This is a genomic window from Parasphingorhabdus sp. (assembly GCF_036963705.1).
Taxonomy (GTDB): domain Bacteria; phylum Pseudomonadota; class Alphaproteobacteria; order Sphingomonadales; family Sphingomonadaceae; genus Parasphingorhabdus.
This window is the reverse complement of sequence record NZ_JBALUT010000032.1, coordinates 17,504-32,014: the sequence shown is the minus strand read 5'-3', so window position 1 is coordinate 32,014 and position 14,511 is coordinate 17,504. Positions and strand designations below refer to the sequence as shown.

Genomic DNA, 14,511 nt, shown 5'->3' with positions numbered 1-14,511 from the left:
GTTGATGAAACCGGTGCGCTTCTCTTTGCTGAAGCCCTGCTGGAACGTGTAACTGCCCAGATTGCCGACGGTCACGTTGGAAAGGGCAATGCCCGCGCATTGGGTTTGCGATGTCAGCGCCGACGATGGTGTGCCGAGGGTGGTCGAGCCACCGCTACCGCTGCTGCCGCCTTTTCCACTCCGGCCTCTTTTGCTAGCTTTGCCGCGTATCGCGTCATCAATCGCATTCTCGGCTTCGTTGACGGCTTCTCTCTCGGCATCGCGCTTGGTCTGCTTTGCTTCTTTTTTGATCGCCTTACCCAGACCACCAAATTGAGCGTGGGCCGCACCGCTGCTCAGCATTGAAACTGCGAACAAGGCCGCGACAGCCGGTTTTAATAAATTCATCATTGATCTCCATTGCATTCACCGGGGTGATTAAGGGGACCAAGCCGGATTTAGAATATACCATATGGTACATAGTGGCGGTTTATCTGGTGATTGATGATGGCGGGCGGAGCGCCGCTGTTGGATAACGGTCGTAAAGAGCCGCCTCAACTCAAACGGATTTTGGCGGCTTCCTCGAAAATCTGGCGCGGCACTTGTTGAATGGCGAGGCTACCGACATCCTGCAACGGGCCGATCAGATTGAAGCCGTAGCGATCGCAGAATTTCTCGACCATATCGGGCGGTGCCAGCCGGTCTTCTTTGCCGCTAATGACCGTGACCGGTACTTCCAGATCGCGACACCATTTCGACCAGTCGCTTGCCGTCAGGATAGCCTGCTGGGCCGTCGATTCATAACCGTCTTCAAAGGTGCGCTTCATCGACCGCTGCATCAGGTCCGCGACGTCGGGCCGGTTGAGCGTTTTCATATCGGCAGCGCTTTCGCCATAGATGCTGCGGAAATAGGCCATGCTCTTCCCGCGCCGGACCATCGTCGAGATAGCTGCAAAATATAACCGCACGAATGATGGGGCGATCCGTGCTAGCCGAAGAGGAGCGCGATAACCCATGGCGAGATGCGAGAAATCATTATCATCGCCGGCCGGCAATATCGCGCCCGCCATAACCAGTCCGCAGAACCGCTCAGGGTGGGACCGGATAGCAGCCATGCCATAGGGTGCGGCCACTCTCGCGGAAATGACCGAACAGCTTTCTATCTCTAGCTGGTCCAGCAGATAGACCAGCCGCTCGACAAATTCGTCAACCACCGCAAGGCCAGTGCTCGCCATTTTACTACCCGCGTAGAACGGAAGCCAGGGAGCAATGACGCGCAGGCCCTGCTGCGCGGCGGCGTCCTGCTGGCGTGTGGTCAGATAGGCGCCATCAATTGTGGCGTGGAGATAGAGAACCGGCTTTCCGTCCGGCTCGCCATAGACTTCAAAAGGCAGGTCGCTGCCATCCTGCAAGGTCAGTTTGTGGCTCGAACGGGAGGAGGGCAGATTCTGTTCCTGCGATTCTGCGGTTGTAAAGGCGCTGCTGAAACCCGCGTAAAGCGAGATAAGCTCGGTTTGCGAGCCGATGCCCAGCTTGCGGAGCAGGGTTTTTAACTGGTTTCTCGCGGTTCCCAAGGCCCGCTTTCGCAGCGCCGCAAACTCGATCACCGACAGGCCGTTGACCAGATGCTCCGCGAGCTGCTCTTCGGTTGCTGTCAGATCCAGTGACCGTGCGAAGGCACTGCCGATAACATCATTCCAGCGCAGTCGCATGACGCGGAAATCCAGTTCGGCATTGCTAGCGCTGGACAATTGGGCGGCAAACAGCACGCCCCTGTCATCGTCCCGGTCCGTGTATAGACGGACAATTGCCGGGCCGGAGCTCTTGCCTTTGAGCAGCTTCCTGACCTGCGCATAGGCCTCGCCATCGACGCCAAACAGCCAGTCGGGCACCGATCTCCCGCCATTCAGTTCAGAGCTTTTGAAGATTTGCTCGTCGACGTTCAGGACCGTCATTGATGTGCTGAGTGACAGGTCCGGTTGCGCCAGAAGGCCGTTGGTTCCGTCGAGGTCTTTGGCATAAGTGGAAAAATCATCGCCGACGCTGGGATCAATCTCGGTCAGCAACTCGGTGACATTGGCAAAATGGGGCTGAAGGTCGCCTTCATTCGCGGCGCCCGGCTTTTGCAGGAGCGTCAATAATTTCATCAACCGTTCCGGCTGGGCGGCGATGGCATAGGCGTCGCGGATCAGCGGATCGAGAGAATCATTCGGCATAGATGCAGCCTATAGAATGTTGCCTCTTACGGAAAGCAACTCGGGACAATTTTAACCTAGTTCCGAGTTGGTTAGGAAAGGGATTGGACAGCAGCTCCGGTCATGCCGATCCCGACACCCTTTTCCTTTCGGTTGTGTCTTCGCCCATTTTATTCAATGAGCTATCGGTCCAACACCAAGAGAGTGATGTTTCTCGGTAATTCGATCAGACTATGCGACATGTTGTCGCGAGGCCATCGCATCATATTCAACGAAACAATGCCGACCGCATCAACCAGGGAGCCCAATCTTGATCCATCGCCTCACCAATCTGTTTGCCCTGTGGACAATATTGGGGACAGGCTGGGCATGGTTTGTGCCCGAACATTTTCTCTGGGTCGTAGACGGGCGTTTCCGGCCGCTTGGCCAGCCGCTGGTCAGTGTCATGCTGGGGCTTGTGATGCTCGGCATGGGCCTGACATTGTCGTTCGATGATTTCAAAAGAATCGCGAAAATCCCGCGTTGCGTGGCAACGGGCGTTGTCTTGCAATTCACCGTAATGCCTTTTGCCGGAATTTTCCTCGCCACCATATTCGGGTTGGAAACCGGTCTCGCGGTCGGCCTGATCCTCGTTGCCTGTTGCCCGGGCGGCACTGCATCCAATGTCGTTGCCTATCTCGCCAATGCCAATCTCGCGCTATCTGTAACGATGACCATGGCCTCGACATTGATCGCGGTGATTGCCACCCCGTTGCTGACCGGATGGCTCGCGGGGAAATATGTCGAGATTGACCAGTGGAGCCTGTTCATCAACATGGTCTCGATTGTGCTCTTGCCGGTCGTCGCAGGGGTATTGTTCAACCGCTATCTGCCCAGAGTGACGGAGAAGATCGCGATTATCTCGCCGCTCGTTTCGGTGATTGTCGTCGTGCTGATTGTTGGCGGGATTATTGCCAATAGCAAGGCGCTGATCGAGGAGCATTTCGGCGTGTTGATGCTGGCCATCTTCCTTCTCCATGTCTTCGGATTCGGATTGGGCTATCTGATTACGAAAGCCATCGGTCTGGGTGTGGCGGAACGCCGTACGATAAGTATCGAAGTCGGCATGCAGAATAGCGGCCTCGGTTCCAGCCTCGCTTCCACACCGACCTTCGCCGCCCAGTTTGCCAGCCCGATGCAGGCCGCGCTAGCGCCCGTGCCGGCTGCAATATCCGCTGTCTATCACGTGGTTATCGGCAGTTTTCTGGCCGCGATCTGGCGGCGGCAGCAGACCGGCGAAGTGGACTAAAACCAACGACGAACCTTGGTTCTGTAGGCGAGATACTCATCCCCAAATTTTTTCGCCAGATATCGTTCTTCCCGCGCGATAACCTGCGTGCGGATGACGAGGATCCCGACCGGCAGCAAGATCACCGCCCAGCTGCTGCGAAACCATAAGGCTAGGCCGAGATAGGTCAGTGCCATCCCGAGATACATCGGGTTGCGAGTATAGCCGTAGATACCCGAACTGACGATCTGGTTACTGTGCTTCCACGGCTCGAGATTATTGCCCAGCTTTCTGAAGCGGCTGGTTCCGGCGAGCATTACAAAAATACCGGACAAGAGGGCAATGCCCCCGGCTGCCATGATCAAGGGAGAAACCGGAATGAAGTCCGGTACCCGGTCGCTCAGACGGTCAAACAACAATCCGGTCAGCAGAAAACCGACATAGACCAGCGGCGGTGGAAATTTAACCTGCGCGCTGTCTTCTTCGGGGCGGAAGAATTTCATCATCAAGCAAGATAATATCGCAAAACCGTCGGGCAGGCAAACTCTCGGTGGCCGCGATTTTGCACACAAAGCTGCGGGCACAAAAGCCGGGGTGGCGAAATATCGAGCCTTCTAATCTCGTCAATCCGAACCATAAGGCTGGTATTACCGCTTCATCGGCGGCAATAAGCCCGCAAATTCGTTCCGCCCAAACCCTTTCGAAAGCAGATATCATGAAAATCGACAGCAACAGCGTAGCCTTCATCACCGGTGGAGCCGCAGGTATCGGGCTGGGTATCGCTCAGGCCTTTGCCAAGCGTGGAGCGAAGCTGATGCTCGCCGATATTGATCAATCCACACTTGATGCCGCTGCAGAAACGCTGCGTGCCGATGGCGCTGATGTGGCAACCGTGATCTGCGATGTTGCGGACGAAGCGCAAATGCGCGCGGCAGCACAGGCGACCATCGACCGTTTTGGCAAGGTCCACATCGTCGTCAATAATGCCGGCGTCGCACTGGGCGGGATGACCGGCGAAATTGACCTGAAAGACTGGCGCTGGATCGTCGATATCAACCTGATGGGCGTTGCGAACGGCGTCGAAATCTTCACGCCGCTGATCAAGAGCCACGGTGAGGGTGGTCATTTCATCAACACCGCATCGCTGGCAGGCCATATCGCGGGTCCGGGCATGGCGCCCTATCACGCGACGAAATTTGCGGTGGTCGGCTATTCCGAAGCGATGCAACAGGAACTGGCTCCCGACAATATCGGCGTCAGTGTACTTTGCCCGGCCTGGGTAAAGACCAACATCCACCGTAGCGGATTCAACAAGCCGACGGGCGGCGGCGATGAAACAGATCCGCGGTTCAAGGAAATGAGCAAGGTGATCGATGGCGGCCTTGATCCCGTCGACGTCGGCGACTGGACCGCGACCTGCGTCGAGGACAACCGGCTCTATATCTTCACCCACCCTGAATTTGCTGTCGGTATTGATATGCGATATCAGGCAGTGAAGGCCGATTATGACGCGACTCCCTTCGGCAAATAGCAGATCCTGACAATGGCGGTTTCAAAACACTGGTCCACTGATATGGCGACACCGGGCGAACAGCGCCACGCTCCGGCGACGGTGCGCAATCGCGACGCGATTGTCCAAGTTTTGCGGGATATCCTGCCCGATCAGGGAAATATTCTGGAAATCGCCAGCGGCACCGGCGAACATGTCGTCTATTTCGGTATGGCTTTCCCCGACCTGACCTTCCAGCCCAGTGACCCCGATCCGGCCTGCTGCCAGTCGATCGCTGCGTGGACCAAGCGCGAAGCAGTGCCCAATATCCTGCCGCCCAAACAGCTCGACGCGCAGGCCAGGGACTGGGATGTCGCGAAACCGGCTGCGATCCTGTGCATCAACATGGTCCATATCAGCCCGTGGGAATCGAGCATCGGTCTGATGGAAATGGCCGGAAAGCTCCTCGATCCGGGCGCGCCGCTATATCTCTATGGTCCCTATCTGCGCGACGACGTCGAAACCGCGCAAGGCAATCTCGATTTTGAACGCAGCCTCAAAAGCCGGGACCTGCGATGGGGGCTGCGCGACGTTGCAGATATGGATGCGTTGGCCACGCGCAACGGGTTTGTTCGCGAAAGCCTGATCGAGATGCCGGCCAATAATATCTCGCTGGTCTACCGGAAGACGTGAAGCCCCCTCCTTTTTAGATGAGGGGTTGGGGTGGTGGCGATGTGTCAGCGTCGCTCGCGCCAGCGAACCGCCTCGGAGCAAGCGGAAGTGCAAAGCTCGAGAGCAAATCTTTAACGAGAGAAACCACCCCAACCCTTCCTTTGAAAAGGAGGGAGCTAATCGCTGTTCCGCTTGCCATCTCTTAATCGCGCGATTAACATAACAAAAAATATTTAGGAGCGGGCAAAATGACAAAGACACGCAGATGCATGGGATCTTCGATCGCCTATTGGGCCGCGGAGACGCCGGACAATATTGCGATCGACGATAGCGACGGTCTCGTCAGCTATGCCGAGCTCGACAAGCGGGTCACCGCCTATGCGCGGGCTTTTGCCGGCGCGGGCCTGACCAAGGGCGACCGGATTTGCTGGCTCGGCAAGAATAGCGGTCTCTATTTCACCCTGTTCGCCGCAGCCAGTCGCGCGGGACTGGTCATCGCCCCGATCGGCTGGCGCCTAGCCGCACCCGAAGTCGCTTATGTTCTGAAAGACACGCGGGCACCGCTGCTGATCTGCGAACCGGAATTTGTCGAGATCGGAAAACAGGCGGCTCAGGAATCTTCCGATACCAAAAATATTCTTTGCACAAAGTCCGGCACCGACCTTACGGCATTGGCCGATTTCGTCGCGTCCACACCGCAGGGAGATCTGCCGCAATGCGACCCGGCGGAGGGCGTGTTGCAACTCTACACCTCCGGTACCACCGGCAATCCCAAGGGTGCGGTGTTGACCAATGACAATCTGTTCAAATTGCGGGAGCTGATCAAGGGGCATCCGGATCATGCCTGGGCGCAGCTGGGACCCGACGACAGTACGCTGGCGGTCATGCCCTGCGCGCATATCGCGGGGTCGGGTATCGGGCCGGTTGCCTTTTACAATGGGTCGACGATGATGGTCATCCCCGAATTCCACCCCGATAGCGTGCTCGATTGTATCGACAAGGGCGTGAACCAGTTCTTCCTCGTGCCGACCGCGCTGCAGATGCTGGTCAACTGGCCGCGCGCGAAGGACACGGATTTCTCCAGCGTTCGCAGTGTCACTTATGGCGCCGCACCAATCCCGCTGGAGCTACTGCGCCAATGCATCCAGACGATGCCAAAGGCGCTCTTCTGCCAACAATATGGCATGACCGAAACCACAGGCACGGTCTGCATATTGCCGCCGCAGGATCATGATCCCGATGGCAATGAACGGATGCGCGGCATCGGCGTTGCCTTGCCCGGCGTCGAGCTGAAGATCGTCGATGAAAACCGCCAGGAAGTTCCGCCCGGCACGATCGGAGAAATCGCCACACGATCCGGCCTCAACATGCTGCATTATTACGACAATCCGGAGAAGACCGCAGAGACGGTCGATGCCGACGGCTGGCTCTACACCGGCGACGCAGCGGTGATGGACGAGGACGGCTATTTCTACATCAAGGACCGGGTCAAGGACATGATCATCACCGGAGGCGAAAATGTCTATCCGGCGGAAGTCGAGAATGCGATCTTCGGCCACCCTCAGGTCAACGAAGTTGCGGTCATCGGCATCCCCGACGCCAAATGGGGCGAAGCGGTCAAGGCGGTCGTCTCGCCCAAGCCGGGCGTCACCGAGATCGACACCGACAGCATCATCGCCTGGGCCAAAGAACGCATCGCGGGCTTCAAGGTCCCAAAGACGGTCGACGTGATCGCCGACTTGCCGAGAAATGCGTCAGGCAAGATATTGCGTCGGGAATTGCGCGCGCCTTATTGGGAAGGCAATGATCGCGGAGTGAACTGAGGAGGCACCTGCAAGCTGGGCGGCAACCAATGCCGGCTTCGGGCGAATGCTCTCGGCTGATCGACGTCATGATTCAATCTTATTCGAGACAATGGAGCGTCGTCGGAAACGACCGGCGCGGAATATATTTATGAAAAACAAAGAACAAATAATAGCAGAGAGTAATCAACACAGCCCCAAGTTCATCAGTATGATGGGCGGGAAGCTGGTCGATGTCGACACTGAGAAATGCGCCTGTACGTTCGAATTCGATATCGGGAAAGACTATTGCCATTCGATAGATATTGTCCAGGGCGGCTTTGTTACCGCCATGCTGGATGCTGCCATGAGCCACGCGATGTTCTTGCACGATCCTGATATTGTCGGCCTGTCTTCGCTGGAAATAAAGACCTCATATCTGGAGCCAACCCGGGCTGGAAAGCTGCGGGTTGAAGGCTGGGCGATCAAGCAAGGCTATAAAATTGTCTTCATGGAAGGCCATGTTTACAACGAAGATAATGTGTTGACGGCAACAGCCAGTACGGTGAGCAAAATATCCAGAGCGCCTAGGGGCTGAACAAGCTGTCTTGGTCCTAACTTTGACGAACTTTGGATTGAATGACATAGCTATCTAGAATGAGAACCGCCCGCTCATTCTGCCAGCGCTTTTTTTGACTGCCGGATGCCATATCCAAGCCAGCCCGCTTCGTTGAAATTGGCGGAAGCCTTGTGCAGCTTCTGCAATATCTTCAACCGGACGGCCCAGGCGGGTTTGTGCTTCGGGTCGACCGACAATACGCTTTCCGCCAGTGACAAGGCGGACAGGTCGTCGCCTTTGCCGAACAGTGCTTCAGCCTGTGTGACAACAGCATCGGGACCACCCGCCATCTTGACCAGGCTGATATTGGATGCATTGGGCTTGATCGACAATATCGAAGAGGGGTTGCCGTCGAACCAGCCGGCATAGCCGTCATAAATGCCGCGCACCGTCCATTTTACCGTGCCATATTGTTCGGGTAAGGCCAGCTCGGGCGGCAGCTTTATTTCCTCCATCAGGCTGTGGACGTCCTTGCCGGCGTTCATGCCCGCAACGGTCGCGTCGTGAACATAAAGAATCGCATCGCGATATTTGGTCAGCGCTTCGCGGACCGCATCGGTGCCCTTGATCGCTTCGCCGTGGCTGGGGATCATGATCTCGGCATTGAGCAAAAGCACGTCGTCGATTGACTGGGCATAGTCGAGCGCCCAGCGTGGTTTGGTGCCGCGCAGCGTGTAGATATTGGGGAAGGATTCGTAAATCAGGTCACCGACAAAGACGGTGCTCTTTTCCGGAATCCAGACCGTCAGCGCGTCCAAAGTCTCCGCTGGAGCGCTCTCGACCACGAAGGTCAGTCCGCCGAGTTTGAACTCATATTTGTCGTCGAACAGGATAGTCGCGGGAATGTCTGCCTCGAAATTACCCGGATAGGCATCGCCGACATCCGGTCTGGCGATATCAAGCCCGAATTGGGCCGAGTTGCGGAGCGCGAAAAAACCTGAAAGGCGCTTTTGATAATGGAGAAACTCGACCGAATTTTCCTGTGCGATGACCTGCGTGTCCTTCCCGCGCCAGAGCGGGATGCCGCCGACATGATCACCATGAGCGTGGGTTGCGATAATATATTCAGGCACCTTGTTGCTGACCGCGTCGAGCAGCTTCTTATGACCCGCAGCATTTTGCGGCAAAGATGTGTCGATGACGACATTGCCTTCGTCTGTCACGACGAGGAAGCTGTTCCCGAAACCGGTGGCCTGATAGATACCATCGGTAATTTTCAGGGCTTCGGTCTGGGTTGATTTCTGTTGCAGCGACAAAGTGTCGCCGCTGGCGCTTTTGATCGAGACCGTGTCGAGATCACCGGAGCCCGGCGCCGGATCATCTTGTGCGGCGGCTTGCGTAGAGCCAAGTCCGAGCGCGGATAATGCCAATATGGCTGCCAGCGTGATTTTCACAATATGATCTCCCATGACCGTTCGCCGGATTTTATGGCCTGCAACTGCTATGACGATTGAGTTTTGCCCATATCCGTTTCTACGCACGTATATTGCCGGGAAATGCATAGTCCAGCCTTATCGGTCGTCCATTCAATCTCCAGACTATTGGACGATTGGCCGGATTTTACGTGTTGCGTGAGCGCTCAATCGCACGGACACTTCAAAGCCGGGTACATTATTCCCGAATCTGACGCCTGAAACCAGAACCGCTGCCCAACACAGATCTGGATCCGTTGTGTTAACGACTAAGTCATGTCCGCCCCATTAAGGCGTCCGGATGAAGACCCTGAATATATTCCGTATTCTGTTCTGGCTATTGCTCGGCATCATTCTCGCCATATCGCTCATGCCTGCAGGAGATGCGCCGATGGTTTTTGCCTATGACAAGCTCAATCACGGACTGGCATTTTTCACCCTGTCGCTGATGGCCCGGCTACTTTGGCCACGCACCAATGCGGTGATCCTGTTCGTCCTGCTGATGATCTTCGGCGGTGGCATCGAACTTCTGCAATTTTCCATGGGATTGGGACGCGATGCTGACTGGATGGATTTTGCCGCGGATTTTATCGCGATCGTGCTTGGCTTATTGGCCGGAAAATTGTTCTGGAGCGTAAGAGGGAAGCGTTCGGTGACGGGATAAAATCCGGGAATTATCTGCCGTTAATATAGTTTCCTATTTCTCCTCTTGGGACGCTTTCCAAGCGCCCATCGAGCCCAGATAGATGTCGAGTTTTCCAAATCCCCGACTGGCCAGCCAACCCGCTGCTACGGTCGCGCGCATACCGCTGGCGCACATCAGGGTATAATGACGCGACTTGTCGAGCTCTTTCCACCGTTCGTTTAATTCGCCGACATAGATATGCAGTGATCCGTCGATTGAGGCTTCACTTCGTTCATCCGCATCACGCACGTCGAGCAAAGTCCACTCGCTGCGATCTTTGTCCAGACGCCTTCTCACTTCGCCTGTCTTGATCATCGGGATTTGTGCGAGGCTTTTTCCTGCAGCCGCCGCCGGGACGAGGCCGGTATATCCGCCAACGATATTGTCGAGCGCGACACGAACCAGATGCTCCTTTGCACTGGCAAGCTGGCTTTCGTCCGAACCGATCAATATTATGCTGTCTTGCTCGCTGATAAACCATCCGGCAAATGCCGGTATCATGTCGACCGGCAGACTCATTGATCCAGGAAAATGACCTGAAGCATAAGCCATGGGATAGCGAATATCTACCAAATGGGTAGCTGAACATTCGTCCAGTTCCGACAGGCTGAGGTTTTTGGGCCGCTGCACCCGTGGAGCAGGATCGCCACCTTCCAGATTGAGGCGTTCCATCAGCCGGAAATAGGGGGGCTGATAATGGTTCTCGTTGATCTTCGCGTCGATAAATTCATCCCGACTCTCGATTTGCAGCCGGGGATTGTTTTTCCGTTCGTGCCCGACCGTCGAAAATTCCCGTTCGGCCATTCCCGACCCGCAAACCGATCCGGCGCCATGGGCGGGATAAATCATGACCTGATCGCCCAGAGACATGATCTTTCGCAAAGAATCGAACAATAGCCCGGCAACTTCGCGTTTGCGATCGGGGTAGAAGTCGGTGCGACCGACATCTCCGACGAACAGGGCATCTCCCGTAAATACGCCCACAGCGCCGTCAGGATATTCCGAGTCATAAAGCGCATAAGCGACATGATCATCTGTATGACCCGGGGTTTCGATGACCTCGATAACGAGTTGTCCGATTTCGAAACTTTCTCCCTCACGGGTGGTTGACGCATAAACTACGTCTCCCCCTGCATTCGGGCCGTGAAAGACCTTGGCGTCGGTCATGGCTGCAAGAATTGGGGCACCAGAAACCAGGTCCTCGTTGCGATGGGTTTCGAAGATATGGGTGATCTCGAGTCCTTCGGCGCGCGCCATTTCGAGATAAATATCGCAGTCTCGTCTGGGATCGATGACGGCTGCCTTGCCGCCAGATCCGATGAGATAAGAGAGATGTGACAGGCCGGGCGTCTTGATTTTCTTGAACAGCATGTTTCCTCCTTGCGTCGATGAAATTACGCGGAAACCTGCCTTGAGTTCCCCGGGAATCTAGTCTTTAGCAAGGCATTGGCTATGATCGCGTCATTCGGCCCATCATTGTCAAAACCAGAATCTGATCCCCACCACATAATTGGTGATGCTTGCATTTTCTCCGGCAATTCTCGCGAAATCACGGCTGCCACCGAGTTTCCATTCCTGTTCGATGCCTACGTAAGGCGCAAATTCACGCGCGATTTCATAGCGCAGGCGCAGACCGAGTTCGAGATTATCTATACCTGACCCGACACCCAGTTCGGGGATATCCTGAGCCGACAGGTTTACCTCGGCGCGCGGTTGCAGAGTTAGGCGCTGGGTTATGCGCTGGTCATATTCCGCCTCGATCCGCGCGGTCAGGTCGCCTTTGTTGGAGAAGAATGCTGCGGCATCGACTTCGAACATATAGGGTATCAGGCCCTGGACCCCGATCACCGCATGGGTGCGGTCCGGACCGGTAAGGTCCTGCCGGACACCTGCTTGTAGATCGAAGAACGGCGCGATTGCGCGGCTGTAGAGCGCTTGCACTTCGGCGCTTTCCAGCGGCTCGCCAAAACTGCCTTCGCCTTCGCTCTTGAACCAGAATTTATCGATGTCGCCGCCATAATAGCCCTGAACGTCCCAGAGGTAGCCGTCTTCGCCCTTGCGGGCGCGATATTCCAGGCGGTCGCCCTGAAGCCAGAACAGCTGCATATTGCCATGATCATTATAGAGCGCTTCGCGTGATGGCCTCATTGCTTCGGCACCCCAGATCGCGTCGGCGGCGCGGATAGGGCCGGTTTCCGCATTGGGTACGGAGATTTGCGGCGGGTCAAGCTGATGAGCGCTGTGATCCATAGCGCCATGATCCATCGAACCGTGGTCCATCGATTCATCTGGTTGTTCGCCATGATCCATATTCGCATGGTTCATCGTTCCGTGGTCCATCGGCGCAGGTTTCACTGGTGCCGCTTTGGCCGTCGCCGCTGTCTTTGGTTTGGCCACAGGTTTTGGTGTCGGCTTTACTGCGGCTTTGGCGGGTGCCGGTTTCGGTGTCGGCGGCTTGGCTTTTGAAGCCGGTTTCGCGGGCATTGGCATCTTATGGCCTTCATGCTGCGCGAGCGCGGGCGTCGACGTACCGAGCAACATCAAAATCATCAGCGCCTTCATGCCGCATCTCCTTCCGGAAAGGCGACGCTGACCGTCTGCATCATCCCGGCATGCATATGGTAGAGTAGATGGCAGTGAAAGGCCCAGTCGCCCGGCTCGTCGGTGGTGACATCGAACATTGCGCTGCTGCCCGGCTGAACGATCACCGTATGCTTCTTGGGTTGATAATGGCCTTGCCCGTTGACGATCTCAAAAAACATCCCGTGCAAGTGGATCGGGTGGGCCATCATCGTGTCGTTGACCAGCTTGACCCGCACTCGCTCGTTATAGCCGAAGCGGATCGGATCATCGCCGACCGCGCTCATTTTTTCGCCGTCGAAGCTCCACATATAGCGTTCCATATTGCCGGTGAGATGCAATTCCATCTCGCGGTCGGGCGCGCGCTTGTTGTGATCCATTTTGAGCGATTTTAGCATCCGGTAATTGAGCGCCCGATGCGGAACATCGTCGAGGCCCAATCCGGGATAGCCCGTGCGGTCCTGAGGGTTCATCGCGACCATGTCGAGGCCGGGACCAACTTTTACATTGGCGGGGAGCATGCTGGTGTCGCGCATGTTCATCGCACCCATATCCATGTTCATCGATGCCATATCATGTCCGGTTATGTCGTCGCTGGCGGCAGCAGCGCCCATGTCGTGGCCGCTGTGATCCGTTTCGGTCGGCGCCGGAGACGCAGGCTGTGGAACATGCGCACCATGATCCATATCACCCGTTTCGCCCTGATCTTCACCATGGTTCATGCCCATGTCAGCCATCGTCAACAGTGGCGGATTGCGCCGTTCGGGGAAGCTGGCTTTGCGGCCGGGTTGCGAGGTAAGCGAGGCTTGCGCCATGCCGCTGCGGTCCATGCTCTCGGCAGCCAGCGCGAAGGCACCTTCTGTAGTCGGCGAGACGATCACATCATAGGTTTCGGCCACACCGATTTGCAATTCGTCGACCTCTACCGGCTGGACGTTTACACCATCGGCCTGGACCACGGTCATCGGCAGGCCGGGCAGGCGGATATTGAAAAAGGTCATCGCGCTGCCATTGATGATCCGCAGACGCACTCTTTCGCCGGGCTTATAAGGCAATTCCAGTCCGTCATCGGGGCCGTGGCCGTTGATCAGATAAGTATAGGTCGGCGCGGAGACATCAGCGATATCGGTCGGCATCATCCGCATCCGCCCCCACATCCGGCGCTCTTCCGCACTCAACGGATAATCGTCCGTAGCGCTGGTCTTCTGCATGCTGAAGTAGCCTTCTGCCACTTTCAGCTTTTTCATGATCTGATGCGGATGCATCGGGGTAAATTCGCTTAGCAGGATGATATGCTCGCGGTCATATTGAACCGGATCGGGGCCTGCCGGGTCAATGATGATCGGACCATAATGGCCGACCTGCTCCTGCAGGCCGCTATGGCTGTGCCACCAGTAGGTGCCCGACTGGCGCGGGGTGAGCGGTACGTCGAAACGCGCGCCGGGCTTGATCCCGGGAAAGCTGATCCCCGGCACACCGTCAAACTGGAACGGTAATAGTAAACCATGCCAGTGGATCGAGCTGTCGACATCCAGCATATTATGTACCGAGAGCAGGGTCCGCTCGCCCTCTTTCAGCCGGATCAATGGTCCCGGAACCGTGCCGTTGACCGCAATCGCATGGCCGGTTCTGCCACCTGTGGCAAAGCTGCCCTCGGCAATATGCAGGTCGATCTTCGCGCCCGACAGCTCGTTGATCCCCTTGCGTACCGGACCACCGCCATGGCTGCCCATCTTGCCAGTTGCCCAGGCGGGCATGGGCAGGGCGGCGAGGCCACTCAATGCGGCAAGCGAGCCGATCATCGAGCGTCGGGAATAATTCATATTGGTTTT

At 56.4% G+C, this 14,511-nt stretch carries 13 protein-coding genes; 6 read left to right on the top strand and 7 right to left on the bottom strand.

Annotation, left to right across the window (positions count from 1 at the left end):
• Window positions 1-390, bottom strand: a 390-nt coding sequence (locus tag V7680_RS09075; protein WP_335652972.1) for a hypothetical protein, incomplete at its 3' end; no start/stop codon positions are given.
• 143 nt (window positions 391-533) lie between these two features.
• Window positions 534-2,195, bottom strand: a complete 1,662-nt coding sequence (locus V7680_RS09070; RefSeq protein WP_335652971.1) for a hypothetical protein — start codon at window positions 2,193-2,195, stop codon at window positions 534-536.
• Window positions 2,196-2,484: 289 nt separating this feature from the next.
• Between V7680_RS09070 and V7680_RS09065 the strand changes: the two genes are divergently transcribed.
• Window positions 2,485-3,462: a bile acid:sodium symporter family protein gene (locus tag V7680_RS09065; protein WP_335652970.1), complete on the top strand. Its 978-nt coding sequence runs from the start codon at window positions 2,485-2,487 to the stop codon at window positions 3,460-3,462.
• On the opposite strand, the gene V7680_RS09060 is transcribed toward V7680_RS09065, so the two are convergent.
• Window positions 3,459-3,947 carry a methyltransferase family protein gene (locus tag V7680_RS09060; protein WP_335652969.1) on the bottom strand — a complete coding sequence of 163 codons (489 nt, stop codon included), beginning with the start codon at window positions 3,945-3,947 and terminating at the stop codon, window positions 3,459-3,461. The genes V7680_RS09065 and V7680_RS09060 overlap by 4 nt on opposite strands.
• A 209-nt stretch (window positions 3,948-4,156) precedes the next feature.
• On the opposite strand from V7680_RS09060, the gene V7680_RS09055 reads away from it, so the two are divergent.
• The 4 genes from V7680_RS09055 to V7680_RS09040 all read left to right on the top strand — a co-directional run bounded on the left by V7680_RS09055 (window position 4,157) and on the right by V7680_RS09040 (window position 7,981).
• Window positions 4,157-4,972, top strand: a complete 816-nt coding sequence (locus tag V7680_RS09055; protein ID WP_335652968.1) for an SDR family NAD(P)-dependent oxidoreductase — start codon at window positions 4,157-4,159, stop codon at window positions 4,970-4,972.
• Between the two features lie 12 nt (window positions 4,973-4,984).
• On the top strand, window positions 4,985-5,623 hold the full coding sequence (locus V7680_RS09050) for a DUF938 domain-containing protein (protein WP_335652967.1): 639 nt from the start codon (window positions 4,985-4,987) through the stop codon (window positions 5,621-5,623).
• Between the two features lie 227 nt (window positions 5,624-5,850).
• On the top strand, window positions 5,851-7,425 hold the full coding sequence (locus V7680_RS09045) for a long-chain-fatty-acid--CoA ligase (protein WP_335652966.1): 1,575 nt from the start codon (window positions 5,851-5,853) through the stop codon (window positions 7,423-7,425).
• 130 nt (window positions 7,426-7,555) lie between these two features.
• Window positions 7,556-7,981: a PaaI family thioesterase gene (locus V7680_RS09040; protein ID WP_335652965.1), complete on the top strand. Its 426-nt coding sequence runs from the start codon at window positions 7,556-7,558 to the stop codon at window positions 7,979-7,981.
• Window positions 7,982-8,055: 74 nt separating this feature from the next.
• Here V7680_RS09040 and V7680_RS09035 read toward each other — a convergent pair whose 3' ends face one another.
• A complete protein-coding gene (locus tag V7680_RS09035) occupies window positions 8,056-9,411 on the bottom strand; it encodes an alkyl sulfatase dimerization domain-containing protein (protein ID WP_335652964.1) in 1,356 nt (451 codons plus the stop codon).
• Window positions 9,412-9,715: 304 nt separating this feature from the next.
• On the opposite strand from V7680_RS09035, the gene V7680_RS09030 reads away from it, so the two are divergent.
• The gene (locus V7680_RS09030) at window positions 9,716-10,078 is read left to right on the top strand and encodes a teicoplanin resistance protein VanZ (protein ID WP_335652963.1); all 363 of its coding nucleotides are present in this window, start codon (window positions 9,716-9,718) and stop codon (window positions 10,076-10,078) included.
• Window positions 10,079-10,111: 33 nt separating this feature from the next.
• On the opposite strand, the gene V7680_RS09025 is transcribed toward V7680_RS09030, so the two are convergent.
• From V7680_RS09025 to V7680_RS09015, 3 genes are all read right to left on the bottom strand, one after another.
• Window positions 10,112-11,470, bottom strand: coding sequence for an MBL fold metallo-hydrolase (locus tag V7680_RS09025; RefSeq protein ID WP_335652962.1), 1,359 nt, complete (start codon window positions 11,468-11,470; stop codon window positions 10,112-10,114).
• A 108-nt stretch (window positions 11,471-11,578) separates the two neighbouring features.
• Window positions 11,579-12,661 (bottom strand): copper resistance protein B, encoded by a 1,083-nt coding sequence (locus tag V7680_RS09020; protein ID WP_335652961.1) that lies wholly within the window; start codon window positions 12,659-12,661, stop codon window positions 11,579-11,581.
• Window positions 12,658-14,502 carry a copper resistance system multicopper oxidase gene (locus tag V7680_RS09015; protein ID WP_335652960.1) on the bottom strand — a complete coding sequence of 615 codons (1,845 nt, stop codon included), beginning with the start codon at window positions 14,500-14,502 and terminating at the stop codon, window positions 12,658-12,660. The genes V7680_RS09020 and V7680_RS09015 overlap by 4 nt, the downstream gene beginning before the upstream one ends.
• Between the last annotated feature and the right edge of the window lie 9 nt (window positions 14,503-14,511).

Bases quoted from the DNA above. Each gene is read 5' to 3' on its own strand.
- V7680_RS09050 (WP_335652967.1), top strand. From the start codon at position 4,985: ATGGCGGTTTCAAAACACTGGTCCACTGATATGGCGACACCGGGCGAA.
- V7680_RS09025 (WP_335652962.1), bottom strand. From the start codon at position 11,470: ATGCTGTTCAAGAAAATCAAGACGCCCGGCCTGTCACATCTCTCTTAT.
- V7680_RS09060 (WP_335652969.1), bottom strand. From the start codon at position 3,947: ATGATGAAATTCTTCCGCCCCGAAGAAGACAGCGCGCAGGTTAAATTT.
- V7680_RS09015 (WP_335652960.1), bottom strand. From the start codon at position 14,502: ATGAATTATTCCCGACGCTCGATGATCGGCTCGCTTGCCGCATTGAGT.
- V7680_RS09030 (WP_335652963.1), top strand. From the start codon at position 9,716: ATGAAGACCCTGAATATATTCCGTATTCTGTTCTGGCTATTGCTCGGC.
- V7680_RS09055 (WP_335652968.1), top strand. From the start codon at position 4,157: ATGAAAATCGACAGCAACAGCGTAGCCTTCATCACCGGTGGAGCCGCA.
- V7680_RS09070 (WP_335652971.1), bottom strand. From the start codon at position 2,195: ATGCCGAATGATTCTCTCGATCCGCTGATCCGCGACGCCTATGCCATC.
- V7680_RS09045 (WP_335652966.1), top strand. From the start codon at position 5,851: ATGACAAAGACACGCAGATGCATGGGATCTTCGATCGCCTATTGGGCC.
- V7680_RS09020 (WP_335652961.1), bottom strand. From the start codon at position 12,661: ATGAAGGCGCTGATGATTTTGATGTTGCTCGGTACGTCGACGCCCGCG.
- V7680_RS09040 (WP_335652965.1), top strand. From the start codon at position 7,556: ATGAAAAACAAAGAACAAATAATAGCAGAGAGTAATCAACACAGCCCC.
- V7680_RS09035 (WP_335652964.1), bottom strand. From the start codon at position 9,411: ATGGGAGATCATATTGTGAAAATCACGCTGGCAGCCATATTGGCATTA.